The following is a 25,156-nucleotide window of genomic DNA, read 5'->3' on the forward strand; positions in this document are numbered from 1 at the left end:
CGGATCGCCTGGAAGCGGTGCTCGCCCGCGTGAGCCACCTGCTGGCGAAAGTCGGGCCGAGCAACACGATGCTCAACTGACTGCGCCCCGCGCGCCGGCGCGCCCCGGCTCGACGCACCGGCGCACCGCTGCGCGGCAGGCGGGCCCTCCGCCGGCCGAGCAGTCGGCTATCGGATCACGGTCAGGCCGGGGCTTCGCCGCCCTTCGGCCAGAACCCGCGCCGCCGCCGCGACGGCGACCTTCGACGCGATGTCCATGAACCGCTGTGCGTGCTCGGACTCCGGCGCCGCGACGATGACCGGCACACCGCTGTCGCCGCCGAACCGGACCTTCGCGTCGATCGGCAACTCGCCGAGGAACTCGATGCCGCGCTCGGCCGCGAGCCGCTTGCCGCCGCCGCGCGAGAAGATGTCGTCGTGATGGCCGCACGCGGGGCACACGTAGTAGGACATGTTCTCGACGATTCCGAGGATGGGAATCGCGACGTTCTCGAACATCTGGATTCCCTTGACGACATCGATCAGCGCGACCTCCTGCGGCGTCGTCACCATCACCGCGCCCGTGATCGGAATGAGCTGCGACAGCGACAACTGCACGTCGCCCGTTCCCGGTGGCAGGTCGCACACGAGGTAGTCGAGCTCGCCCCAGTCCACGTCCTCCAGGAACTGCTGAAGCAGTCGGTGTACCATCGGCCCGCGCCACACCACCGCCTTGTCCTTTTCGACGAAGAAGCCGATCGATATCACCTTGATGTCGTAATGAACTGCCGGCACGATCTTTTGCCCCGCCGTGGTGGTAGCCGGGATCTGCGGCGGTCCGAGCATCTGCGGCACCGACGGGCCGAAGACGTCCGCGTCGAGCAACCCGACGGTGGCGCCGTGCTTGCGCAGCGCCAACGCCAGGTTGGTCGCGACCGTCGACTTGCCGACCCCCCCCTTGCCCGCCGCCACCGCGATGATGTTCTTGACCCCCGGCAGGCGCGCCTTGTCGGCCGGCGCGGGACGGGCGGCCACCGCGCTGGTAAACTCCACGCGCACCTCACCGGCGCCCGCATCCCGCAGCGCCCGCGTGACCCGCTCGCGCAACTCGTCCCGCATCGCCTTCGGATAGGCCGGCGTGATCAATTCGATCCCGACGGTCACCGCGTCGCCGTCGACCGCGATGCGTTTGACCTGGCGCATCGTCACCAGATCCTTGGCGAGCGCGGGATCGGTAACCGTCTTGAGCTGTTTGCGGATGTCGTCTTCGGTGAGCTTGGTCATTTCGATTCCGTATCGCCGTCAATGTGGCCGAGCCGCGTTTTCTTCGCCTCGACGTAGGCCCGGCTGTATTCGGTCGTGTCGACCCAGTGCGGCACCTGCTCGGCCACCACCACGCCCGCCTGCTCGAGCCCGCGCACCTTGTCCGGGTTGTTCGTCATCAGCCGGACGGAACGCACGCCGAGATCCTTGAGAATCGCGGCCGCGATCTCGTAGGTGCGCAGGTCTGCCTCGAACCCGAGCGCGAGATTGGCGTCTACCGTGTCGATCCCCTGATCCTGCAGTGCGTAGGCGCGGACCTTGTTGCCGAGCCCGATCCCGCGGCCTTCCTGCCGCATGTAGACGAGAATCCCCTGTTCCTCGCCGGCGATGCGGTCGAGCGCCGTCTCGAGCTGCGCGCGACAATCGCAGCGGAGCGAGCCGAGGGTTTCGCCGGTGAGACACTCGGAGTGGACGCGCACGAGCACCCGGTCGGCCCCGAACACGTCCCCGCGCACCATGGCGACGTGCTCGTCGCCGCCCGCCCGGTAGACCACGAGGCGAAACGGGCCGCGAGCGGTTGGCATGTCGGCTTCGGCGTAGCGGTCGATGGTGGGCATGGCGTGTGGGTTCCGCGTGCGAGGTGCTACTCTCTATGATAAGGATCGGGCTTGTAAAGGCCCGAGAGGGATTCCCATGGCAGTCAAGCCCATCGTGAAGTGGCCGGATCCGCGGCTGCGCCAGCAAACCGTGGAAGTCACGCAAATTGACGACGAGATCCGCGAACTGTACCGCGATCTGTGCGACACCATGTTCGCGGACAACGGCGTCGGCATCGCCGCCATCCAGATCGGTCATGCCGCGCGCATGTTCCTGATCGACGCGGTGGTCGCCGGCGGCGCGGAGGGCGACCCGCCGGTCGCCTTCATCAACCCGGAGATCGTCGCGCTGTCCGACGAGACGGAAACCGCCGACGAGGGCTGCCTGTCGTTTCCCGGCATCTACGTGCCCGTCGAGCGGGCGGTGCGCGCGCGGGTGCGGGCGATGAACCTCGAGGGGACCTGGTTCGAACTCGAGGGCGAGGGGCTGTGCGCCCGCGCCATCCAACACGAGCACGACCACCTCACCGGCAAGCTGCTCGTCGATTTCGTCGGACCGCTCAAGAAGCAGATGATTCGGCGCAAGATGAAGCGGCTCGCGGCCGACGAGGCGGCGGCCGCGTCCGGGGGCTGACGGGTGAAGGTCGTCTACGGGCTCGTTGCGGTCGCCACGGCGTTGCTCGTGATCGGCGGCGTCGGCACGATCGCCGCGTTCGTCGCGCATGCCTCGCCGGGTGTGCGGGCCGTATTCATGTGGATTTGCCTCGCCGGCCTGATCCCAACCATGATCCTGTTGGTCCTCGGCCTGTGCGTGGGCCTGTACGACGTCTACCGCTACCGGATTCGCGGCGAGCCGCGTCCGAGCGAAACGCCGTGACCGAGCCCGCCGCCGACGCGGTCTACATCCGCGGCATCGAGTTCGAGGCGCACCACGGCTACACGGCCGCCGAGCGCAAGCTCACGCGGAGGTTTCGCGTGCATATCGAGCTGCGGCTGCCGCTCGCACGCGCGGCCGAATCCGACAGCATCCGCGACACGGTGGACTACCGCAAGGTGTGCGAGTGCGCCGTCGCCATCGGCACCGAGCACACGTATCGCTTGCTCGAAGGGCTCGCCGGCCAGATCGCGCGCGGAGTGCAGGACCTGTACCCCGCGGCGACCGTGTGCGTCGAGGTCGAAAAGCTCGCCCCGCCCTGCCGCGGAGCCCCGGAGGCCAGCGGCGTCCGCCTGACCCTGCCGGCGCGCCCGGCGTAGCCGCAGAGCCCCGGGCGCGGGCTCGCGGTCGCGATCCACCGTCGCCGGGTGCCGGGCGGGCGCGGGCGCGGGCTCGCGGTCGTGGAACGCCTGTGCGGACGTGACACGGGGTCCAGGGCCTGCGAGTCCGGGCGCGGGCGCGGGCTCGCGGTCGTGGGACGGACTCCCGCAGGCCGAGCGGGCCCGTATCCGGGCGCGCCGGAAACCCCACGGACTGCGCGCGACGCGCACCGGAGTCGGTACGCCGTGGGCGTTGCCCCCCCGAAATAATACGGTTTTACGGTCAAGATATAGCATATTTCTTGTTGACGCGCTCCATTAACTCGGTATTCTCGTCGGAGAACCGAGCAATGAAGGCAGCCTGGGACATGACCGCCCCCCTCGCGCAGCAGTGGAAGCAGCGGCTCGCGTCATCGATCGACCCGGCGCTCGCGGAGGAGATCGACGCATTCGAGGCACAGATCGAACTGCGCCGCCAAGGCGTCATCGACGACAAGGTGTTCGCCGAAACCCGCCTGCGCCGCGGCGCGTACGGCCAGCGGTACGACAACGGCCAGCGCCACGACGGCATCGGCACGCGCACGCTGGCGTACCCGAGCGGCTCGCTCACCAAAGGTCCGAACACGCTGTGGGACGCGCCGGGAATGCAGCGGATCAAGCTGCCGCTCGGCCAGCTCACGGCCGGCCAGCTCGAGGTCATCGCCGAGCTGGCCGAGGAGTACGCGGACGGCATCGCGCACGTCACGACCCGCCAGGACATCCAGCTCCACTTCGTCCACATCGACGACACGCCGACGATCATGCGGCGGCTCGCGGCCGTCGGCGTGACCACGCGCGAGGCATGCGGCAACTCGGTGCGCAACGTGACCGCGTGCGTCCGAACCGGCGTGTGCGCCGGCGAGTGCTTCGACACGACGCCGCACGCGCGCGCGCTGGCGAGGTTTCTGCTCGGCCACCCCGACGCGCAGGACTTCGGTCGCAAGTTCAAGATTTCGTTCTCGGGGTGCCGCACCGAGGCGTGCGGTCTCGCGGCCATCCACGACCTGGCGTTCGTCGCCGCCGTGCGCGACGGCGAGCGCGGGTTCGAGGTGCTCGCGGGCGGCGGCCTGGGCGCGGTGCCGCACCAGGCCCAGGTGCTCGCCGACTTCGTGGCGGAACGCGACATCCTGCCGTTGGCGCAGGCCGTCTGTCGCGTGTTCGCGCGCCACGGCGAAAAGCAAAACCGCGCGCGAGCCCGGCTGAAGTTTCTCGTCGCCAAGGTCGGCATGGACACGTTTCGCAAGTGGGTCGCCGACGAGCGCGCCCGCCTGACGCCGGATCCGGCCTGGACGGGGCTGCTGGACGACGCGACCGCGCACATCGACGGCCCGCTGAAGCCGCCGTCGCCGCTGCCGCCCGGCCCGTATCCGCCCGGGTTCGACGCATGGCGCGCGACCAACGTCGCCCCACAGCGCCAGCCGGGCTACTCCATCGCGACGGTGCGCCTGCCGCTGGGCGACGCGACCGCCGACCAGCTGCGCGCCCTCGCCGACATCGCGCGCGCGTACACGGGCGACACAATCCGCGCGACGGTCGAACAGAACCTCGCGCTGCGGTGGGTGTCAGACGGTGACTTGCCGGCGGTCTACGCGGCGTTGGCGCGCGCCGGGCTCGCCGCGGCCGGCGCCGGCACGATCGAAGACATCACCGCGTGTCCCGGCACCGACACCTGCAAGCTGGGAATCGCGTCGTCGCGCGGACTCGCTTCCCACCTCGTGGTGCGCCTGCGCCGCGACCGCGACGATCGCCCCGACGACGTCGCCGCCCTGCGCATCAAGGCGAGCGGCTGCTTCAATGCCTGCGGCCAGCACCACATCGCCGACATCGGCCTGCTCGGCGTAAGCCGCAACGTGCGCGGCCGCCGTGTACCGCACTTCCAGCTCGTGCTCGGCGGCCGGTGGGCGCACAACGCCGGCGCATTCGGCCTGCCGATCGGCGCGATCCCGGCCAAGCGGGTGGGCGACGCGATCGAGCGCGTGGTCGCGTTCTACCGAGCCGAGCGCGGACCGGGCGAATCGCTGCACGACTTCTTCGCGCGCGTCGGTCGCAAGCGGACGCGCGACCTGCTGGCCGACCTCACCGACGTGCCGCCGTACGAGGAGGCGCCCGAGCTGTACACGGACTGGGGCGACCCGCGCGAATACACCATCGGCGACATGGGCGTCGGCGAGTGCGCCGGCGAGGTCGTGTCGGCCACGGAGTTCGGCCTCGCGGACAGCGAGCGCGAGGTGTTCGAAGCGCAAGTGTGCCTGGACGAGCGGCGCCATGCCGACGCCGCGCAGCGCGCGTACCGCGCAATGCTCGAGGCGGCGCGCGCGTTGGTGCGCATGCAACTTCCTGACATCGGCGCGGAGCCGGACGACATCGTGCGCGAGTTCCGCGCGCGGTTTTGCGATACCGGCCTGTTTTACGACCCGTTCGCCGGTGCCAAGTTCGCCAACTACCTGCTCGCGATGCACGCAAACCCGCCCAACCGCGTCGGCCCGGCGGCGGCCCGCCAGGCCGTCGAGGAGGCGCAACTGTTCGTCGAGGCGGCTCATGCGTGCCACGAGCGCATCCAAGCGGGGGCGGCCGCGTGATCGTCCATCAGGTGAGCGTGGGCCTGTCGGCCGCCACGCCGGTCGGCGCCTCGCCGGCCGACGTCGTCGCCGCGTTCCACGGGTGGATCCAACGCGACGCGGTCGACGAGCTGCTGATCGACGTCGTGGACTACAGCCACGTGCCCGGCGGCCCCGGCGTGCTGCTCATCGGCCACACGGGCCACTACGCCGCGGATGTCGTCGGCGAGCGGCCGGGGCTGCGCTACCAGCGGCGTCGCGACCCGCCGGGGCCACTGGCAAAGAAGCTGCGCGAAGCGGCGGCGCGCGCGCTCGCGGCGGCAGACCGGCTCGAACGCGACCTCGACGGACGCTTGCGGTTTCGCGGCGACGAGCTGGTCGTGCGCATCCACAGCCGGCTGCTGGCGCCCAACGACGCGCCGACGTTCGCGACGGCGCGCGACGCCGCGGCCGGCGTCCTGCACGACCTGTTCGGCGGGCCCGACGTCGCGCTCGCCCCCGAACCCGACCCCCGCAGGCTGTTGACGCTGTACGTGCGCGGCCCGCGCGGCACGACCGCGGCGAACCTCCGCGAGCGCGTGACCGCATGACCCGCGCGGAACATCGGCGCCGGCCGTCGAGTCCGCGCCGGCCATCCCCGTGTCCGCGCGGACCGCGGCTCACTTGACCAGGCGCAGGTGGGCGCCCTTGCGCGGGCGCGACGCGGCGCCGCCGGCCGGCGCCCCATCGCCGCGTGCCCCGTCATCGCCGCCGTCCCCGTCGTCGGCCCGCCCCGCCAGGTCGCCGAGCACGTCGTCGGGGACGTCGTCGGGCCACACCAACCCGCGGCTGTCGACGTCGGACACGACCGCGTAGACCGCGGGCCACGGCAGCTCACACCGGTGCGGTACGCCGCCGAACGTGAGCGTCCCCCGGAGCCCCGCGTCGTCCACCTCGAGGTCGGGCACCGGCGGGCTCAGGTTGTAGCCGAACCGCAACACGAGCTTGGCGTCGCCCGCGAACCGCTCGGGCACGCGCACTCCCGGCGCGCTGGCGTCGACGTGGACCAGCACCGCCCCCTCGGCGAGCAGTTCCTCGACCACTGCGCGCTTGGCCGGAAGCTCCCCGCCGCGCCCGCCGGCGTCCAGCGGCGGCGACGGCGGCACGTCCTCGGGCGCGCAGCCCATCAACTCGCAAAACTCGGCTCGGTCGATCAGACCGTCGTCGAACGCATCGCGAAGCAGCGATCCCGCCGTGTCGAATCCGACGCGCGCCATCCGCGCGGCCAGCCGCTCGGCCCGGGCCGCGTGCTCGAGCACTGCGGCGTGCGCCTCGAACGCGCCGATGTCGCCCGCCCGCCACCGCGCGAGCGCCGCCTCGACCTGATCGAGCGAGCCGCTCAGGCGGCGTTCGAGCAGCTCCGTCATGACCGCCTGAAGGCGAGCGAGCTGAGCCTCGGTCCGGTCCGGCACGCCTCCGTTGTACCATCGACCCGGCCGACCGGCCAACGATTCCGCCGCGGGCGCGACCTACAGCGCCTCGAACAGCGCGCGAAGGTCGGCGGGAACCGGCATCGACGTGAACGTGTCGAGGTCGGTGATCGCGCAGGTGACGGTGCCCTCCGCGCACAGCGCATCGCCGCACAGCGCCCGGTAGCGGAGCGTGACGGACCGGTTGCCCACGCGGTCGCACGTGACCTCGACCGTGACGTCTTCGCCGTAGCGCAGCGGCCGCACGAACCGCGCCTCGCACGCGACCGCGGGCAGGCCGACGCGCCGCTCGTCCAGCAGCGCGACATAGGCTGCCGGACCGCCGAACCGCTGGCGAAATACCTCCTCGAACGCCTGATGGAAGTAGTGGAAGTACAGCGGATAGTAGACGATGCCGGCGTGGTCGATGTCCGCGAAGCGGACCGGCAGAGTGAAACGAAACGCCACGCCGTCTACTTGACGTACTCGGCCTGGACCTCGGGCACTTCCGAGATCGTCGCGACGTCCGCGACCGGCACCAACACGTCTTTTCCGTTGACCGTCATCCTCAACATCCGGCCGTCGACGAATTCCACGGCGCGGCCGCTCACGTAGTGGTAATCGTTCGTGCCGATCACGACCTTCTTGCCGAGGAACGGCGCGAGGCGCTCGCGATGGTGCCTGGGATTGCGGTCGGTGGTCACGGTGGTGTGCGAGGTTACTGACGGGGGCGGCGGGCGTCAAGCTGGCGTGCTCGACGCCGACGCCAGACTGGCGAAACGATCGAGGTGAGCCGGCACGATTACCCGGATGCCTTGCGCGCCGACGGGTGCTCGTCGTACCAGGCCTTGAGGCTCTCCTCGGAGATCTGCACGACGATTTCGGCATCGTCGCGCACCACCCGCGCCTGGCAGCCGAGTCGCGATTCCGGTCGCACGTCGAACGCCATGTCGAGCCGGTCGTCTTCGTTGTCCTCCATGTCCGACAGGGCGTCCTCGCCCGCCAGCACGTAGACGTGGCACGTCGAGCACGCGCACTGCCCGCCACACGAGCTGCCGACCTTGGCGCCGACTTCCTCGGCGGCCTCGAGCAACGTCGTGTCCGGGTCGACGTCGACCTCGAGTTCCGGCTCGTCGGGCACGGGCGGTTTGAAGCGAATCTTGGCCATCAGCTGCCCACCTCGTGTTCGACCTCGGCGAGCGTACGCCCTTCCATCGCGGCCGCGATCGCCCGGTTCATCCGCTTTTCCGCAAACGGTTTCGACGCGCGATCGAGCGCCTCGATCGCGGCGCGAATCGCCAGGTGGTCGTCACCGACCTTGACCTGTTCGAGCGCCGCCATCGCCCGCTCGATCTCCTCGCGCACGGCGTCGTCGAGCAGCTCCGGGTCCGCCGCCATTGCTGCCCGGGTCGCCGCCAGGATGCGGTCGGCCTCGACGCGCTCGATGCGCAGGTTGCGCGCGGCCAGGTCCTCCTCGGCGTGCTCGAACGAGTCGAGGAGCATGCGCTCGACCTCCTCGTCCGTCAGCCCGTACGACGGCTTGACCTCGATCGTGTTTTCGATGCCCGTGAGCTTCTCGCGCGCCGTGACGTGCAGGATGCCGTCCTCGTCGACCACGAACGTGATCTCGACGCGCGCCATCCCCGCTGGAAGCGGCGGAATGCCCTTGAGCGTGAACCGCGCCAGGGACCGATTGCCGTCCACCGTCTCGCGCTCGCCCTGGACCACGTGGATATCGAAGCCGGTCTGGTTGTCGGCGTACGTCGTGAACTCCTGCTTGGCACCGGTCGGAATCGTCGAGTTGCGGTAGATGAGCTTTTCGACGACGCCGCCCATGGTCTCGATTCCGAGCGACAGCGGGATCACGTCGAGTAGCGTCACCTGCTGGCTGCCGCCGGCGAGCATGTCGGCCTGGGCCGCCGCGCCGAGCGCGACGACGTGGTCGGGGTCGATGTCCGCCAGCGGCTCGCGCCCGAAGATGTCGGCGACGTAGTCGCGCACGACCGGCGACCGGGTCGAGCCACCGACGAGGATGACCCCGTCCAGCTCGCCCGGCGCCACCTCCGCGTCCTTGAGCGCGCGGCGACACGCCTTGCGCGTCTTGCGCAGCAGCGGCTCGATCCACGCCGCGAAATCGGTGCGCGAGAGCTCGCGGCGGAACACGGAGCCATCGGGCATCGCGAGGGCGAACTCGGTCGCCTCGGCGCCGGTGAGCCGTTCTTTGGCCGCGCGCGCCGCCGCCACCGCGCGCCGGACCAGGCGCGGGTCGACCGTCTCGGGATGCCCCGCCGCGTCGAGCATGCGCTGCGCGATCGCGCGGTCGAAATCGTCGCCGCCGAGTGCCGAGTTGCCGCCGGTGGCCTTCACCTCGAACACGCCCTCGACGAGCTTGAGGATGGACACGTCGAACGTGCCGCCACCGAGGTCGTAGACCGCGTAGGTGCCGTACTCGTTCCGGTCGAGCCCGTAGGCCAGCGCGGCGGCGGTCGGCTCGGCCAGCAGCCGCAACACCTCGACGCCCGCGAGCCGGCCCGCGTCGCGCGTCGCCTGGCGCTGCGCGTCGTCGAAGTAGGCCGGGACCGTGATCACCGCCTGCGTCGGCCGCACGCCGAGCGCCCGCTCCGCGCGCGACAGCAGCTCGCGCAGAATTTCCGCCGACACCTCGATCGGCGTCACCGACCGGCCGTCGCCGAGCCGGATGCGGATCACGCGGTCGTCCGTTTCGTCGAAGTCATACGTGACCAGCCGGCGCGCGTCGCCGAGATCGGCCACGCTACGGCCCACCAGCCGTTTGGCCGACGCGATCGTCGTGCGCGGGTATTCCGCGGCGCGCTCGAGCGCCTCCCGGCCAACGATCACCGACCCGTCGTCGGCGTAGTGGACCACCGACGGCACCGTGGTCGAACCGTCCGGTCCCGGGATGGCGACCGGCCTGCCGTCGCGCACGATCGCGACCACGCTGTTCGTGGTGCCGAGGTCGATGCCGACCGCGACCGTCGCGCACGCCTCCTTCGCGGTGGACTGGCCCGGTTCGGCGATTTGCATCAGCGACATCAGTCGTCCTCGTCGTCGTCGTCGTCTTGCGCCGCGTCCACCTGTTCGAGATAGCGGTCGACGTAGCGCAAGCGGATGAGTTCGCGCTTGATCTCGTCGAGCGCGGCGCGGTCGCCGGTGTCGTCGAACCGGCGCCAAAGTTCCCCGAGCGCGGCGACGGCGGCATCGCGCCGCCGCTGCATATCGGCGCCGAGTTGGTTCACTCGCGCGCGGTCGCCCGCCGCGATCGCCGCCGCGAGTTCCTCGCGTGCGTCGAGCACGTCGGCGAGAAACGCGGGATCGAGCACCTCGTTGTCGCCGATCGTGACGCCGTGCAGCGCCAGCAGATACTCGGCGCGAGGCACCGGCTTGCGCAACACCTCGTAGGCTTCGTTGAGCGCCATCGACTCGTTGAGCGCCGCGACGCGTTGGCCGGCCGCAGCACCCGCGACGCGGTCCGGGTGGGCCGCCCGCGACCGCTCGTGGTAGCGGCGCTCGAGCTCGTCGAGGTCGATCGCAAACCGCGGCTCGAAACCGAGCAGCGCAAAGTGGTCGGACATCGCTCGCCCCGTCAGAACTGAACCGACTCGCCGCAGCCGCAGGTGCTCTTGACGTTCGGGTTGTTGAACTTGAACCCGTAGCCCATCATCGTGCGAACGAAATCGAGTTCGGTCCCCTTGAGGTACAGGTAGCTCTTCGGATCGACGTACAGGCGCACGCCGTCCTTTTCGAACACGTGATCCGTCTCGCGCGGCTCGCCGTCGTCCCACTCGAACAGGTACGAAAAGCCCGTGCAGCCACCGCCGCGGATCCCCGCGCGCAAGGAGGCGTTCGGCGTTCCGCGTTTTGCGGCCTGCCGTTTGATCTCCTGTACGGCGCTGTCGGTGATCGTGATCATGACGCCTTCTGTTGAGCCTTTCGCCGCTCCTGCTTCTGCTTGTAGTCGGCGATCGCCGCCTTGATCGCGTCCTCGGCGAGTACCGAGCAGTGGATCTTGACCGGCGGGAGGTTCAGCTCCTCGACGATCTGCGTGTTCTTGATCTGCAACGCCTGGTCGATCGTCATGCCCTTGACCCACTCGGTCGCCAGCGACGACGACGCGATCGCGGAGCCGCAGCCGAACGTCTTGAACTTGGCGTCCTCGATGACGCCGTCCGCGTTGACCTTGATCTGCAGCTTCATCACGTCACCGCAGGCGGGCGCGCCGACGAGCCCGGTGCCGACCGATTCGTCGTTCTTGTCGAGGCTGCCGACGTTGCGGGGATTCTCGTAGTGGTCCAGTACCTTGTCGCTGTACGCCATGGTGTTCCTCTAGTGCGGGTTGGTCCACTCGATGCTCGCGATGTCGATCCCCTCCTGGTACATCTCCCACAGGGGCGACAGCTCGCGGAGGCGGTTGACCGCCTTCACGGTGAGCTCGATGGTGTAGTCGATTTCTTCTTCGGTGTTGAAGCGGCCGATGCCGTAGCGAATCGACGTGTGCGCCAGCTCCTCGCCGACGCCGATCGCGCGCAGGACGTAGCTCGGTTCGAGCGACGCCGACGTGCACGCCGATCCGGACGACACCGCGACGTCCTTGAGCGCCATCAACAGCGACTCGCCCTCGACGAACGCGAACGACACGTTGAGGTTGCCGGGCAGCCGGTGCTCGAGCGAGCCGTTGACGTAGACGTGCGTGAGCTGAGAGGTCAGTCCGCGGTACAACCGATTGCGCAGCGCAAGCAATCGCTCGGCCTCGGCGGCCATCTCCGCCTTCGCGATCTCCGCCGCCTTGCCGAACCCGACGATGCCCGGCACGTTGAGCGTACCGGAGCGAACGCCGCGCTCGTGACCGCCGCCGTGGATGATCGGATCGACGCGGACGCGCGGCTTGCGACGCACCCACAGGGCGCCGACGCCCTTGGGGCCGTACATCTTGTGAGCCGACAGCGACACGAGGTCCAGATGGCACTCGTCGACGTCGACCGGCACCTTGCCGGCCGCCTGCACCGCATCGCTGTGAAACACCACCTTCGGATTCTTGGCCTTGATCGCCTCGCCGATCTCCTTGATCGGTTGGATGACGCCGATCTCGTTGTTGGCGTACATCACCGACACGAGGATCGTGCGGTCGGTCATCGCGTCGACGACCTGCTCGGGCGAGATGAGCCCGTCTTTGTCCGGCTGCAGGTAGGTCACCTCGCAGCCGTTGCGCTCGAGCCACTTGCACGAGTCCAGGATCGCCTTGTGCTCGGTCTGGACCGTGATGATGTGGTTGCCGCGTTGCTTGTAAAACGACGCGACTCCCTTGGTCGCGATGTTGTCGGACTCGGTGGCGCCGGACGTGAACACGATCTCCTTGGCGCTGCCGCCGATCAGATCGGCGATCTGTTCGCGCGCATGGTCGACCGCCGCTTCGGCCTCCCAGCCGAACTTGTGGTTGCGGCTCGCCGCGTTGCCGAACTTTTCGGTGAAGTACGGCAGCATGGCATCGAGCACGCGCGGGTCGACCGGCGTGGTGGAGTGGTTGTCGAGGAAGATGGGAAGCTTGACGCTCATGACTCCGCTTTCGCGCCGGCGTCCAGGCCGGCGGTGAGGTGGGACACGTCGACGAGCGAACCCGCCGGCGCGACGTCGTCGCGCACGACTTGCGACAGGCCGGCGAACAGTTCCGGTGCATCGCCGGCCTCGTGTCCCTGGTGGTTGCATACGGCGCACTCGGTGACCGGCAAGGTCGTCGCGCACGACTGACAGCTTTCGAGGTACGCGATCGCGTCCACCAGATCGTTTTCGATGATCTGCATCTGCGCGATCGTGTCGCGCACCTCGGCGAGCTTCTGTTCGAACAGGCGCCGCACCGAGTCCGCCGCCGTGCGGCCGTTCGGATTGCGCTCGAATTGCTGGACGAAATCGCGGATCTCGCTCAGCGAAAACCCCGCCACCTGGAGCTTGCCGATCCAATTGATCCGGTCGATGGCGTCTTCCGAGAACAGGCGAAACCCGCCCTGAGAGCGCTCCACCGGCCTGACGAGGCCCAGCTCCTCGTACAGGTGGATCGCCCTGACGGACTTGCCGACCGCGCGGGCAAGCTCACCGACACGAAGCAATTTTGTGGATTTGGCGCTCACTCGGTCAAACTCTTACGTACACGTTAGGTTTCGTGCACGACGTGAATATGCGCCCCTGCGCTCGCGCTGTCAACGCAAATCTCACCCAAACGTACGAGTTGTACCGCACGCGGCGACGCATTGCGTCATCATCCGGAGCGCCGAACTCCGGCGGCGGACGGCGCCGCTTACGCCGCGGCCGGTCCCGCCGGGCCGGGCGCGCGAGCGAGCCGGGCGCGCCCGGCCGCACGCGGGCCGCCAGGCGGCGGCCGCACGCGGGGGCCTACATCGGCAACAGGATGCGCCCCGGCGCGCCGTTGGCGCCGGTCGCCGTGTGACAGGTCGCGCACGCCCCGTTGGTCTGCTGGCTGAGCATTGCGCGCTCCTTGCCCTGGTACACCACCTTGGCGGTAAACGGCGTCGCCACCGGCTGCGTGGTGAAGAAGTTGCCCGCCTCGTTGGTGGTCATCTCGACCGCGTTGCCGTCGCTGCCGGTCACGACCACGGTGGCGCCGGCGACGCCGAAGCAATCGTCGCCGTCGTTCAAATCCGCGAACACCGTTCCGGCGACGGTGAACCGCGGACCCTCGCCCATGCTGGTATGGCAGCCGATGCAATCGTAGCCGGGGTGCATCAGCGGCGACTCCGCGTTGCCGCCCGTCCACTTCCGGCCGCTGGCACACTCGCCGGCGTCCACCGCGGCCGAGCTGCCGCCGCCCTCTTCCTCGCCGCTGCACGCGGCGACCGCCATCGCGCAAGCGACCGACCACGCCGCGATGCGGCTCGCCCGGATGCCACGGGCCGCGAAACACGTCGGTACTGCGAACATCGACACCACTCCTTTCGAGGCTGCGTGACTCGGCGCGGGCATTAAACCACCGGCGGGCGCGCGCCGTCCAGTGAGCGAGCGCACGGGTCGCCGACGGCCCGCCGGCCCCGCGCGCCGTGGAGTGACCGAGCGCACGGGCCGCCGAATGACGGCCAGCCACTCGCGCGCGATCAGCTCGCGACCGCGACCGCCTCGTAGGCGCGGATGACCGTCACCTTGATCTGCCCGGGGAACGTCATCTCGTCGCTGATGCGCGCCGCGATGTCCGCCGACAGCTCGACGACCTCCGCGTCGGACAGCGCGCCCTCCTTGATGTACACGCGCAGCTCGCGGCCGCCGTGGACCGCATAGGCCCGCTCGACGCCGGGGTAGCTGTTGCCGATCCGCTCGAGGTCCTCGATGCGGCTGCCGTACTCCTGCGTCATCATGCGGCGCGCGCCGGGACGCGCCCCGGACATCGCGTCGCCGGCGGCGACCAGGTACGCGTACACGGAGTTGGGCGGCTCGTCGGCGTGATGCGCGCCGATCGCGTTGGCGACGATCTCGTCCTCGCCCAGCCGGCGGGCGATGTCGGCTCCGATCACCGCGTGCGAGCCGTCCATTTCATGCGTGAGCGACTTGCCGATGTCGTGCAACAGGCACGCGCGGCGCGCGAGCTGTACGTCGAGCCCCAGCTCCTCCGCCATGAGCCCGCACAGAAACGACGCCTCGACCGCGTGCAGCCACTGGTTTTGCGTGTAACTCGTGCGGTAGTTGAGGCGCCCGACCAGCTCGACGATCTCGGGATGGGCCGGCGGCACCTTCAGCACGCGGAACGCTTTTTTGCCGAGGTGACGGATCTCGCGGTGCAGCTGGTCCTTGATGCCGGTTACCCACGCGGCCGCGTCCGCGCGGGCGGCGGCGCGGTGCTTGTCCTTGGCGAGCCTCGACAGCGCGCGCCGCGCGACCTCGCGGCCCACCCCGTCGAGCCCTTCGAGGCGGAGCAGGTCGGCGCCGCCGTCGTCGAGCACGAGCTGCACGTTCGCCCCCTCCGCGATCGCCGCGAGCAGGCGGCCTCCGTCGGCCTCGAGCAGATCGCGGACTCCGGGCTGCAGCGGCACGCGGCTGATCAGTCGCTCGGTCAAGAAGTGGTTGCGGTAGCGCGCCGACGCGATCTCGAGCAGCCGCCGCGCCGCGCGGTCCATCTCCGGGTCGGCCGCCGTGCCGTCGAGGCTGCGGACGCGGTTGGCCGCGGCCGCCCGCGCTTCCTCGATCCACGCGGCCGCGATGCGATCGCGCACCTGCTCCGGCGTCGCGCCCGCGCGCGCCGCGAGCTGGTCGCGCATCTGGGCGAGCGCCGCGTCGGCGGCGCGCCGCAGACTCGCGGCGCGGTCCCGCGCGGACCGGATCGCGCGCTTGCGCCGCTTGAACGCGTCCCACTTGTCGTCGAGCGCCCGCTTGTCCTCGGAGAACGCCGCTTCCTCTTCGGCGACGCGCTCCTCGCGGCGCGCGAGCTGTTCGACCGCGCGGGTGAGTTCCTCCTCGGCCGCAGCGCGCTCGGCGAGCGCCCGCTCGCGCGCCTGCGTCTGCGCCGCGCGCCTCCTGGCGCCGGCATCGAGCTGGGCGCTGCGCACGACCGATGCCGCCTCCGTGCGCGCCTGCGCCACGATGGCGCGGGCGCGACGGCGCGCGACGGCGACCCCCGCGGCCGCCCCGGCGGCGGCGGCGATCGCAAACGCGGCGATGGCGACCCACAGCACGAGCAGACTATAGCGCAGCCGGGGTGGCCGCCGCGGCGCGGCCTCCTACCCGGCGCGGCAGAACGCGGCGTAGTCGATCAGCTCGATCGCGTCGCGGTCGACCCCGTCGGCGCAGGTCGGGCACGCCGGGTCGGCGCGCAGCTTGAGCTCGCGGAACGTCGCGCCGATGGCGTCGTACATGAGCAACCGCCCCGCCAGCGTCGGCAAGCCGAGCAGCAGCTTGATCGCCTCGGTTGCCTGCAGCACGCCCATCACCCCGGGCAGCACGCCGAGGACGCCGGCCTCGGCGCACGACGGCGCCTCCTCGGGCGGCGGCGGCTCGGGGTACAGGCACCGGTAGCACGGCTTCCCCTCGCCGGGGAACACGGTAAGCTGGCCCTCGAACCGAAAGATCGACGCGTGCACCACCGGGATGCCGAGCTTCAGCGCCGCGTCGTTGACGAGGTAGCGCGTCTGGAAGTTGTCCGTGCCGTCCACGATCACGTCGTAGCCGTCGAACACGTCCATCACGTTGTCGGACGACAGGCGCGCCTTGTAGCCGACGACCTTCACGTCCGGGTTCAGTCCCGTGAGCGTGCGCTCGGCGCTGTCGACCTTGGGCATGCCGACGCGATCCGTCGAGTGGATGACCTGGCGCTGGAGGTTGGACGCGTCGACCACGTCGTCATCGATGATGCCGATGGTGCCGACGCCGGCCGCCGCCAGGTACAGCGACGACGGCGACCCCAGACCGCCCGCGCCGATGCACAGGACCCGCGAGTCCAGCAGCTTCAGCTGCCCGGCCTCGCCGACCTCCGGCAGCATCGTGTGGCGCGAGTAGCGGATCTCCTGGTCGGGCGACAACACCCGGGGCGCCTGCCACGGCAGCCCCGACCGCTTCCACGCGCCGAAACCGCCGGCCATCGACGACACCTTCGTATAGCCCAGCTCGCGCAACGACCGCGCCGCCAGCGCCGACCGCACGCCGCCGGCGCAGTACAGGACGACGGGCGTGTCCCGATCCGGCACGGCGTCCTCGATGCGCATCTCGAGGAAGCCGCGCGGGATCCACAGCGCACCGGGGATGTAGCCCTGGACGTATTCGTTCTGCTCGCGGATGTCGATGACGACGGTGCCGTCGGGCGCCTGGACGATCCGGTGGACGTCCGCCGGCTGGCATTCGTCGATCTCTCGCTTGATCCCCTGGAGGTAGGCTCGGAAGGTCGGCATGGCGTGTCTCCGCCCTCCCCTTATACCCGATATTCCGACCGTGTAAACGGGAAAATGTAGTTTTTCGAGGGGCGCGGTCCGCGCGGAGGCTTCGCAGCCGATCCGGGCGGCCGCGCATCGAAACGATGAATGCCCGGTTTGCCGGCCCCTGGAGTTCAGGTATAACGGAGACGCCGATGAGCAGTGGAACACTCGAGAGCCAGGGCTTCCTGTTGACGAAGGTCGAGGACCTCATCAACTGGGGGCGCAAGAACTCCACGTGGTACCTGCTCTTCGGCACCGCGTGCTGCGCCATCGAGTTGATGCAGACCGGCGGCCCCCGCGGCGACCTCGAACGCTTCGGGTCGGCCCCGAGGGCCAGCCCGCGCCAGGCGGACTTGATCATCGTCGCCGGGACCATCACCTACAAGATGGCGACGCGCGTCAAGATGCTCTACGACCAGATGCCCGAGCCGAAGTACGTCATCTCGATGGGCTCCTGCTCGAATTGCGGCGGCCTGTTCCAGCTCGCCTACTCGGTGCTCAAGGGCATCGACCAGGTGATCCCGGTCGACGTGTACGTGCCCGGCTGTCCGCCGCGGCCCGAGGCACTCATCGAGGGCCTGCTGCACATCCAGAAGAAAATGGAGCAGGAGCGCGGCTGGCTCACGCGCCGGCTCAAGGGCGGCCGGCGCGCCCTTGCTGGCGAGGCCGACACGGGCGGCGCCGCGGACGCAGCCGTCGAAGCCGACGCCTAGCCCGCCGATCCCCCAGCCGTCCGGCGGGCGCGCGCCGGCCAGCCGCAACGCCGGATTCGCGCGCCCCGCCGTCTCGCGGTGGCATTTGTCCCGCCGACCGCGTACGCTCAGCGATAGGAGTCACGACTGATGTCCCAAGCACCCGAGACCATGCCCCACACGCAGGACGCCCCGGCCCCCGCCGCCGAGGCGCCGGCCGGCCCGCGCGTCACGCTCACCAAGCTCGCCGCCGACAAGGTCCTCGAAATCCGCCAGGAGGAGGGTATCGAGGACGACATGGGACTGCGCCTGCGCGTCGTCGGCGGCGGCTGCGCCGGCTTCGCCTACGACCTGTACTTCGACCACAAGACGGACATGGACGTCGAGTTCAACATCCACGGCGTCCAGGTGTTCGTCGATCAGATGAGCCTGATGTACCTCGACGGCACGGAGATCGACTACGTCGAGGGGCTCATGGGCGCCGGCTTCAAGTTCAACAACCCGAACGTCAAATCGACGTGCGGGTGCGGCTCGTCGTTCCAGGTGTAAGGTCGCGGGGGCGGCGCCCGCGCCGCTACAGCCCATGTCCGCAGCTCGCCAGCCCGCTGTCGATATCGCCGAGCGGCTCTCCCGCGAACTCGGCGCCCGGCAGGTCGTGCGGCGCGACGACCCGAAACTGGACGACTACGCGCGCGACGAAAGCGGGCTCGGACCGTACCCGCCGGACTGCGCGGTCCTGTGCGACAGCCGCGAGCAGGTCGAGGCCGTGCTGCGCCTGTGCGCCGAGTACCGCGTGCCGGTCACCCCGCGCGGCGCCGGCAGCGGCATGGTCGGCGGCGCCCTGCCCGTGCGCGGCGGCGTCGTGCTGTCGGTCGAGCGCATGCGCCGGATCGTCGAAATCGATCCTGCCGACCTGGTCGCGGTGGTCGAGCCCGGCGTCATCGTCGGCGACCTGCAGGCGGCCGTCGAGGCCGAGGGGCTGTTCTACCCGCCCGACCCCGCATCGCTCGCTCTGTGCTCGATCGGCGGCAACGTCGCGACGAACGCCGGCGGCCCGCGCGCGTTCAAGTACGGCGTGACCGGCCACTACGTCCTCGGGCTCGAGGTCGTGCTGATGGGCGGCGAGGTGCTGCGCTGCGGCCGGCGCACGGCCAAGGGCGTCGCGGGCTACGACCTGGTCAGCGGCTTCGTGGGCAGCGAGGGAACGTTCGGCGTGACCACCGAGATCACGCTCAAGCTCGTGCCGAAGCCGGCGGCGGTCGCGACGATGCTGGCGGTGTTCGACGCCATCGCCGCGGCCGGCCGCGCGGTCGACGACCTGCTGCGCCGAGGCTTCCGGCCGCGCGCGATCGAGCTGATGGATCGCGTGACGATCGACCACGTGCGCCCGCGCGCGCGCTACGCGTTTCCGCGCACGGCGGCCGCGGTCGTGCTGGTGGAACTCGACGGCGAGCCGGAGGGACTCGACGCGGCGGTCGTGCGCGCCGGCCAGGTGTGCGACGCGGCCGGCGCGGTCGACGTGGTCGTCGCGCGCGACGAGCGCGACCGCCGCGACCTGTGGGACGCGCGGCGGGGCGCGTCGCGGGCGCTGCGCGACGCGCACCGGCACAAGATCAACGAGGACGTGTGCGTGCCGCGCGGCCGGCTGCCGGAGCTGCTCGCTCGCATCGAGGCGCTCGCCGCGCGCTGCGACATGCCGATCGCCGCGTTCGGCCACGCGGGCGACGGCAACCTGCACGTCAACCTGCTGTGCGACGAGGACCGCCACCGGCCGGACGTCGCCGCGCGCATCGACCAGGCGGCGCGCGCGCTGTTCGCCGACACCCTCGCCCTGCGCGGCACGCTCAGCGGCGAACACGGCATCGGCCTCGCCAAGCGCGACTACCTGCCGATGGAACAGTCGCCGCAGCTCATCGAGTGGCAGCGCAAGTGGAAGGCGATGTGGGATCCGCTCGACCTGCTCAACCCGGACAAGGTGTTGCCGCCGCGGCGCGCCTGCCCGGAGTGACGGCGGGCCGCGCGTGCCCGGCGCCGCCGCGCGCCCTACTCGACCGGCACGGCGCGCACGAGCTTCCACGATCCGGCGCGCGGCCGCGCGTCGCGCGCGCTCGGGAGGTGCCCGGCCGCCGCGCGCCCTACTCGACCGGCACGGCGCGCACGAGCTTCCAGCGGCCGCCGACGAGGGCGAATGTCGCCTGGATGTCGCCGGGCGCCGGCGCCGCCGGACACGCGACTTGTTGATCGTTCCCCGCGCAACCGGCTTCGAGCGCGGCGACGAGCCGGGACACCAGCGTCGGGTCGGCGCGCCACAGCGCGACCGCCTGATCCGCGCCGGGCGCCGCGCCCTCGCTCCACACCAGATCATCGGCCACCATCGCGCGGGCCGCGTCGAACCGGCCGGCGCGCAACGCCTCGCGCAATGCGTGGATGCGCTGTGCCGCCGCCGGCGGAATCGCGCCGTACCGAGCGAAGTCCGGCGCCGGCGCGCGCGCGACCGGACGGCGGCGCGACTTGTGGATCGGCACCGCGTACCGCTTGAGCTTGCGGTAAATCGCGACCTGCAGCGCCTCCACTCGCCCCTTGAGCCACGGCGGCACGTCCGCGCCCGACAGCGGCACCGGCTTGAGCCCCGGCTCGTACTCGGCCGCCTCGCCCTCGATGCGCACCCGCCACGGCTTGCCCCCGAGCACGTACACGCGAAACCGCACGAAGTACAGCTTGTCCATCCGCGCGGTGCCGCCGAACGCACCGCCGCCGGCACCGCCGGTCGCCGGGTTGGTCACGCTGCCGACGCCGACGCCGCGCGCCGTCCGCGTGTCCTCGCCCGAGGAAATCTTGATCTGGTGCCACGCCGTACGGATGACGCCCGACGTCGGGTTCTCGTCGACGTACGGATACAGCTCGACGACCGCTTCGAGCACTTTCGAGTAGACGACGGCGAAGTCCGCGTCGTAGCCGGACGTCGTCGCGAGGTGGACCTCCTTCGGCGACGCGCCGCAGGCCGCGAGCGCCACCGCGACGGCGGCCGAAATCGTGGTACGTATCGGCACGGCACGGTCAGTCTGATGGGCGGACACCACAAAAGTCAATCGGCCCCGGCCGCCGTGGACGAGCGACGCGTGCGCGCGATCCTCGACGCGCTCGAGCGCACCTGGGGCCACGCGACCTGCGAGCTGAACCATCGGAACCCGTTCGAACTGCTCGTCGCGACGATCCTGAGCGCGCAGTCGACCGACAAGCGCGTCAATCAGGTGACCCCGGAGTTGTTCGCGCGCTACCCGACGCCGGCGGCGCTGGCGGCCGCCGATCCGGATGACGTCGAGCGCATCGTCCACTCGACCGGCTTCTTCCGCCAGAAGACGCGCGCGATCCTCGGCGTCGCGCGCGCCCTGGTGGACCGCCACGGCGGCGAGGTGCCGCGGTCGATGGAGGCGCTCACCGCGCTGCCGGGCGTCGCGCGCAAGACCGCCAACGTCGTGCTCGGCACGGCCTTCGGCATCCCGTCGGGCATCGTGGTCGACACGCACGTCAAGCGGCTCGCCAATCGGCTCGGGCTCACGCGCGAAACCGACCCGGTCAAGATCGAACGCGACCTGATGGCCCTCATCCCGCGCGACCGCTGGATCGACTTTTCGCACCAGCTCATCTGGCACGGCCGCCGCATCTGCCACGCGCGCAAGCCGGCGTGCGACCAGTGCCCGCTGGCGCCGCACTGCCCGTCCGCGGAGGTCGGCGCGTGACCGCCGCCTGCCCGCGCGTCGCCGTCGGCGCGATCGCGTTCGACGACCACGGGCGCGTCTTGCTCGTGCGCCGCGGCGCCCCGCCGGGCGAAGGCCTGTGGAGCGTACCGGGCGGCAAGGTGCGCCCCGGCGAGTCGCTGGTCGACGCCGTCGCGCGCGAGGTGCGCGAAGAGACGGGACTCGAGGTTGCCGTGCGCGACCTCGCGTGCGTGGTCGAGCGCGTGTCGCGCGACGCCGCCGGAGACATCGCGTACCACTACGTGATCCTCGACTACCGCGTGGAGGTCACCGGCGGGCGGATCGCCGCGGGCAGCGACGCGGCGGACGTGCGCTGGGTCGCGCCGGACGACCTGGACGCGCTGCCGGTCACGGAAGGGCTCGCCGCCGTGGTCGACAACGCGCGCCAAACGCGGTAACCGACGGCGATGGCCCCACCACTGACGCAGGTGGACGCGTGGCACGACTGGCGCTGGCAGCTGCGCAACATGTTGACCACCGCCGAGGACTTCGCGCGCTACATCCGGCTCACCGATGCGGAGCGAGCCGGACTCGAGCGAACGCGCGGGCAGTTTCGCACCGGCGCGACCCCCTACTACGCGTCGCTGATGGACCCGGATGACCCGACCTGCCCAATTCGGATGCAGACGCTGCCGTCGGTGCGCGAGACCGACGTCCGCCGCGAGGAGCTGGTCGACCCGCTCGGCGAAGACAGCCACAATCCGGCGCCCGCCATCTTCCACAAGTACCCGGATCGCGTATTGCTGCTCGCGCTCGATCGGTGCGCGATCTACTGTCGCCATTGCAACCGACGGCGGCTCGTCGGCGGCGACGATCCGCCGACGCGCGGCGACCTCGACGCCGCGATCGACTACATCGCGCGCACGCCGCAAGTTCGCGACGTGCTCATCTCGGGCGGCGACCCGCTGCTGTGGTCCACCGCGCGCCTGGACGCCCTGCTCGGCCGGCTGCGCGCGATCGACCACGTCGACATCATCCGCATCGGTACGCGCGTGCCGGTCGTGTTGCCGATGCGCGTCGACGCCGAGCTGTGCGGCATGCTGCGGCGCCACCACCCGCTGTACGTCAACACGCACTTCAACCACCCGAAGGAGCTCACCGCCGAGGCGCGCGCCGCGTGCGAGGCGCTCGTCGATGCGGGCATCCCGGTGAGCAACCAGGCCGTGTTGCTGCGCGGGATCAACTCGTCGGTGCGTTGCCTGCGCGCGCTGATGCGCGGCCTGCTGCGGATGCGGGTGCGCCCCTACTACCTGTTTCAAGGCGACATCGCCGTCGGCACGGACCACCTGCGCACGCCGGTCGACGAGGCGATCCGGCTGATGGACGGGCTGCGCGGCTGGATCAGCGGCCTCGGCGTACCGCACCTGGTCATCGACGCGCCGGGCGGCGGCGGCAAGATCCCGATCGGGCCGCAGTACCTGGTCGACATGGACGATCACTGGGTCACGCTGCGCAACTTCCGCGGCGACCTCGTCCGCTACCCGCAGCCGCGCGAGCGCGACTGCACCGTGCCGTACGACCGCGTGTGGTTCCGCGACGAAGACGACGCGTGACGCCGCGCGCGGTCACCGAGGCGATCCTCGCGCGCGCGACCGCCCTCGGCTTTCACCGCGCCGGGGTCGCGCCGGTCGACGCGCCCGTTCGCTATCGCGCGTACCGGCGGTGGCTCGCGTCCGGCCGCGCGGGGTCGATGTCCTACCTCAGCGCGCCCCACCAACTCGCGGCGCGCCGCGACCCGCGCGCGCTTCTGCCCGGAGCGAGGTCCGTGGTCGTCGTCGCGCTCGCGTACGCCCACCGCGGCGGCGACCTGCGCGACGGACGCCCGCGCGGCGAGGTGGCGCGCTACGCGCGCGGCGAGGACTACCACACGGTGTTGTACCGCAAGCTCACGGCCCTGGCCGATGCGCTCGCGGCGGACCTCGGCCGGCCGATCGCGGCGCGCCCCTGCGTCGACAGCGCACCGGTGCTCGAACGCGACCTCGCCGCGGCCGCGGGCATCGGCTTCGTCGCGAAGAACACGCTCGTGATCGCGCCCGGGCTCGGCTCGTACTTCGTGCTCGGCGAACTTCTCGTCGACGTCGCCGCGGAGCCCACGGCCGCGGCACCGATCGCGTCCAAGTGCGGCGACTGCACCGCCTGCCTCGACGCATGCCCGACGTCCGCGTTCGACGGCCCGTACCTGCTCGACGCGCGCCGGTGCATCTCGTACCTCACCATCGAGCACCGGGGGGCGATCGACCGGCCGCTGCGCGCGCACATGGGAGCCATGGCGTTCGGCTGCGACGTGTGCCAGGCGGTGTGTCCGTTCAACGCCGCCGCGCCCGACCGGATCGAGCCGGCCGCCGAACTGCGGCCGCGGTCGCCGGACGCGGGCGCCGTCGACTTGATCGCGCTGGTCGACGGCGGCGCCAACCAGCACCGCAAGCGCGTCGCCGGCACCGCGCTGCGGCGCGCGCGCCGCGATCAGCTCGCCCGCAACGCGTGCATCGCACTCGGCAACCTCGGCGACCCGGCGGCCGTGCCCGCGCTGGCGCGCGCGCTCGCCGGCGCGCGCAGCCCGATCGTGCGCGGGCACGCGGCGTGGGCGCTCGGCCGGCTCGGCGCCGTCGAGCCGCTGCGCGAGGCCGCCGACCGCGAGCGGGACCCGTACGTGCGCAGCGAGATCGCGGCGGCGCTGGCTGACGCCGAGGCGCCGCGCACCGGGGAGCCGATGCGCTGACGACCGCGCGCGGCGAGACCTCCGCGGCGGCCCGCGCGCCGCGGCAATGGCCGGCGCGCCACCGCGACCGGCGCGGCGGCAAAGCGGTGCGGCGAGGCGCGGCGAGCACGGCGGCGAGGCGTGGCGGTCGCACGGGTCAGCGAGCGGGCGACCGCCGCAGCGATCGCACGTAGCGGATCACCGCGGCGATCTGGTCGTCCGTGAGCGCGCCCTCGAACGCCGGCATGTTCTGGTTGTCCGATCCGCGCAGGATCTGCCGGCGGATGCGGTCGTCGGACAGTTGATCTTGCAATTTAGGATCGGCCAAGTCCTTGACGCCGAGACGCGCGACGTCGGCGGGAGTCGGCGTGCCCCGCGGACCGTGGCAGCGGGCGCACACCTCCATGAAGATCGCGCGGCCGTCGGCCTGACCGCTTGCGATCGACCGCTCGCATCCGGCCGCACCCGACACCGCACCCGCCACCGCAAGCGCGGTCGCGCCGCGGCGCAGCGCACGCGCGACGCCGGCGGCCGTCACTCGCCTCCCGTCAGCTCGCGGATGCTGGCCAACAGCGCGTTGAGCTTGTGCTGGGCGGCGTCGAGTTCCGCCTGCAACGTGTGCAGTCCGCGCTCGAGCTCGCGGGCGCGGGCGAGTGCGAAGTCGAGCCGGCGCTCGAGTTCTTCCCGAGGCAGCGCCCCGGCGGGGTCCGTCTCCCACGTCGCCGGCCCGCCCGCCCGTGCGGCCGGCGAGCGCGCGGCCGCCGGCCGCGCCGGCTCGCTCGCGTCGCCGGCCGGCGCGGGCGACAGCGGCACCGCATGCGGCGATTGCTGGCGCACCGGAATCGCGCGCGGGCCTGCCATCGGCGGCAGCGCCCCGTCGGGACGCACGACCGTCGCGGGAACGCTCCGCCCGGCCGCGTCCGCCCGCGCAGGTGCCGGCGTCGCGTCGGGC

26 protein-coding genes and 2 pseudogenes are annotated in these 25,156 nt (G+C 71.2%); 13 read left to right on the forward strand and 15 right to left on the reverse strand.

Annotated features, from left to right (window positions below; all coding sequences use genetic code 11):
* Positions 1-167 precede the first annotated feature (167 nt).
* On the reverse strand, positions 168-1,262 hold the full coding sequence (apbC, locus tag D6689_18570) for an iron-sulfur cluster carrier protein ApbC (GenBank protein ID RMH38776.1): 1,095 nt from the start codon (positions 1,260-1,262) through the stop codon (positions 168-170).
* On the reverse strand, positions 1,259-1,858 hold the full coding sequence (gene ribA / locus D6689_18575) for a GTP cyclohydrolase II (GenBank protein RMH38777.1): 600 nt from the start codon (positions 1,856-1,858) through the stop codon (positions 1,259-1,261). The genes apbC and ribA overlap by 4 nt, the downstream gene beginning before the upstream one ends.
* A gap of 76 nt (positions 1,859-1,934) precedes the next feature.
* Between ribA and def the strand changes: the two genes are divergently transcribed.
* The 4 genes from def to D6689_18595 all read left to right on the forward strand — a co-directional run bounded on the left by def (position 1,935) and on the right by D6689_18595 (position 6,278).
* On the forward strand, positions 1,935-2,471 hold the full coding sequence (gene def, locus D6689_18580) for a peptide deformylase (GenBank protein ID RMH38778.1): 537 nt from the start codon (positions 1,935-1,937) through the stop codon (positions 2,469-2,471).
* A complete protein-coding gene (locus D6689_18585; protein RMH38779.1) occupies positions 2,327-3,091 on the forward strand; it encodes a dihydroneopterin aldolase in 765 nt (254 codons plus the stop codon). The genes def and D6689_18585 overlap by 145 nt, the downstream gene beginning before the upstream one ends.
* A gap of 368 nt (positions 3,092-3,459) precedes the next feature.
* Entirely contained in the window at positions 3,460-5,709 is a 2,250-nt protein-coding gene (locus D6689_18590) for a nitrite/sulfite reductase (GenBank protein RMH38780.1), read from the forward strand.
* A gap of 11 nt (positions 5,710-5,720) precedes the next feature.
* Entirely contained in the window at positions 5,721-6,278 is a 558-nt protein-coding gene (locus D6689_18595; protein RMH38781.1) for a hypothetical protein, read from the forward strand.
* Between the two features lie 69 nt (positions 6,279-6,347).
* On the opposite strand, the gene D6689_18600 is transcribed toward D6689_18595, so the two are convergent.
* The 9 genes from D6689_18600 to D6689_18640 are packed head-to-tail and all read right to left on the reverse strand — an operon-like array spanning position 6,348 to position 13,276.
* A complete protein-coding gene (locus D6689_18600) occupies positions 6,348-7,139 on the reverse strand; it encodes a hypothetical protein (GenBank protein ID RMH38782.1) in 792 nt (263 codons plus the stop codon).
* A 57-nt stretch (positions 7,140-7,196) separates the two neighbouring features.
* Positions 7,197-8,024: an acyl-CoA thioesterase gene (locus D6689_18605; protein ID RMH38783.1), complete on the reverse strand. Its 828-nt coding sequence runs from the start codon at positions 8,022-8,024 to the stop codon at positions 7,197-7,199.
* Positions 7,939-8,304: a ferredoxin gene (locus D6689_18610; protein RMH38784.1), complete on the reverse strand. Its 366-nt coding sequence runs from the start codon at positions 8,302-8,304 to the stop codon at positions 7,939-7,941. Before D6689_18610 ends, D6689_18605 begins: the two co-directional genes overlap by 86 nt.
* The gene (gene hscA, locus D6689_18615) at positions 8,304-10,190 is read right to left on the reverse strand and encodes a Fe-S protein assembly chaperone HscA (protein ID RMH38785.1); all 1,887 of its coding nucleotides are present in this window, start codon (positions 10,188-10,190) and stop codon (positions 8,304-8,306) included. The genes D6689_18610 and hscA overlap by 1 nt, the downstream gene beginning before the upstream one ends.
* Positions 10,190-10,729 (reverse strand): Fe-S protein assembly co-chaperone HscB, encoded by a 540-nt coding sequence (gene hscB / locus D6689_18620; GenBank protein RMH38786.1) that lies wholly within the window; start codon positions 10,727-10,729, stop codon positions 10,190-10,192. The genes hscA and hscB overlap by 1 nt, the downstream gene beginning before the upstream one ends.
* Positions 10,730-10,740: 11 nt before the next feature.
* Complete coding sequence (locus tag D6689_18625) at positions 10,741-11,067, reverse strand: iron-sulfur cluster assembly accessory protein (GenBank protein ID RMH38787.1); 327 nt, start codon at positions 11,065-11,067, stop codon at positions 10,741-10,743.
* Positions 11,064-11,471, reverse strand: coding sequence for a Fe-S cluster assembly scaffold IscU (gene iscU / locus D6689_18630; protein RMH38788.1), 408 nt, complete (start codon positions 11,469-11,471; stop codon positions 11,064-11,066). Before iscU ends, D6689_18625 begins: the two co-directional genes overlap by 4 nt.
* A gap of 9 nt (positions 11,472-11,480) precedes the next feature.
* Positions 11,481-12,707, reverse strand: a complete 1,227-nt coding sequence (locus D6689_18635) for an IscS subfamily cysteine desulfurase (GenBank protein RMH38789.1) — start codon at positions 12,705-12,707, stop codon at positions 11,481-11,483.
* Entirely contained in the window at positions 12,704-13,276 is a 573-nt protein-coding gene (locus D6689_18640; protein ID RMH38790.1) for a MerR family transcriptional regulator, read from the reverse strand. Before D6689_18640 ends, D6689_18635 begins: the two co-directional genes overlap by 4 nt.
* A 669-nt stretch (positions 13,277-13,945) precedes the next feature.
* On the opposite strand from D6689_18640, the pseudogene D6689_18645 reads away from it, so the two are divergent.
* A pseudogene (locus D6689_18645) lies at positions 13,946-14,158 on the forward strand (hypothetical protein).
* 96 nt (positions 14,159-14,254) lie between these two features.
* Here the strand turns inward: D6689_18645 and D6689_18650 are convergent.
* Both D6689_18650 and moeB read right to left on the reverse strand, forming a co-directional pair.
* Positions 14,255-15,823, reverse strand: coding sequence for a DUF3552 domain-containing protein (locus D6689_18650; GenBank protein RMH38791.1), 1,569 nt, complete (start codon positions 15,821-15,823; stop codon positions 14,255-14,257).
* 45 nt (positions 15,824-15,868) lie between these two features.
* On the reverse strand, positions 15,869-17,032 hold the full coding sequence (gene moeB, locus D6689_18655) for a molybdopterin-synthase adenylyltransferase MoeB (GenBank protein ID RMH38792.1): 1,164 nt from the start codon (positions 17,030-17,032) through the stop codon (positions 15,869-15,871).
* Between the two features lie 176 nt (positions 17,033-17,208).
* Between moeB and D6689_18660 the strand changes: the two genes are divergently transcribed.
* The 3 genes from D6689_18660 to D6689_18670 all read left to right on the forward strand — a co-directional run bounded on the left by D6689_18660 (position 17,209) and on the right by D6689_18670 (position 19,756).
* Positions 17,209-17,769, forward strand: coding sequence for an NADH-quinone oxidoreductase subunit B (locus D6689_18660; protein ID RMH38793.1), 561 nt, complete (start codon positions 17,209-17,211; stop codon positions 17,767-17,769).
* A gap of 150 nt (positions 17,770-17,919) precedes the next feature.
* Positions 17,920-18,297: an iron-sulfur cluster assembly accessory protein gene (locus D6689_18665; protein ID RMH38800.1), complete on the forward strand. Its 378-nt coding sequence runs from the start codon at positions 17,920-17,922 to the stop codon at positions 18,295-18,297.
* Between the two features lie 34 nt (positions 18,298-18,331).
* Positions 18,332-19,756: an FAD-binding protein gene (locus D6689_18670; protein ID RMH38794.1), complete on the forward strand. Its 1,425-nt coding sequence runs from the start codon at positions 18,332-18,334 to the stop codon at positions 19,754-19,756.
* 127 nt (positions 19,757-19,883) lie between these two features.
* Here the strand turns inward: D6689_18670 and D6689_18675 are convergent, their stop codons facing one another.
* Positions 19,884-20,798, reverse strand: a complete 915-nt coding sequence (locus tag D6689_18675) for a hypothetical protein (GenBank protein RMH38795.1) — start codon at positions 20,796-20,798, stop codon at positions 19,884-19,886.
* Positions 20,799-20,813: 15 nt separating this feature from the next.
* Between D6689_18675 and nth the strand changes: the two genes are divergently transcribed.
* From nth to D6689_18700, 5 genes and pseudogenes are all read left to right on the forward strand, one after another.
* On the forward strand, positions 20,814-21,488 hold the full coding sequence (gene nth / locus D6689_18680) for an endonuclease III (protein RMH38796.1): 675 nt from the start codon (positions 20,814-20,816) through the stop codon (positions 21,486-21,488).
* Positions 21,485-21,904 carry an NUDIX domain-containing protein gene (locus tag D6689_18685; protein RMH38801.1) on the forward strand — a complete coding sequence of 140 codons (420 nt, stop codon included), beginning with the start codon at positions 21,485-21,487 and terminating at the stop codon, positions 21,902-21,904. The genes nth and D6689_18685 overlap by 4 nt, the downstream gene beginning before the upstream one ends.
* 9 nt (positions 21,905-21,913) lie before the next feature.
* Positions 21,914-23,059 (forward strand): KamA family radical SAM protein, encoded by a 1,146-nt coding sequence (locus D6689_18690; GenBank protein ID RMH38797.1) that lies wholly within the window; start codon positions 21,914-21,916, stop codon positions 23,057-23,059.
* Entirely contained in the window at positions 22,702-24,225 is a 1,524-nt protein-coding gene (gene queG / locus D6689_18695) for a tRNA epoxyqueuosine(34) reductase QueG (GenBank protein RMH38798.1), read from the forward strand. The genes D6689_18690 and queG overlap by 358 nt, the downstream gene beginning before the upstream one ends.
* An 18-nt stretch (positions 24,226-24,243) precedes the next feature.
* Positions 24,244-24,429 (forward strand): annotated as a pseudogene (locus D6689_18700) (class I SAM-dependent methyltransferase).
* Here the strand turns inward: D6689_18700 and D6689_18705 are convergent.
* Positions 24,362-25,030 carry a cytochrome c gene (locus D6689_18705; protein ID RMH38799.1) on the reverse strand — a complete coding sequence of 223 codons (669 nt, stop codon included), beginning with the start codon at positions 25,028-25,030 and terminating at the stop codon, positions 24,362-24,364. The pseudogene D6689_18700 and the gene D6689_18705 sit on opposite strands and share 68 nt — an antisense overlap.
* Positions 25,031-25,156 lie beyond the last annotated feature (126 nt).

The organism is Deltaproteobacteria bacterium, from assembly GCA_003696105.1.
Lineage (GTDB): Bacteria > Myxococcota_A > Polyangia > Haliangiales > J016 > J016.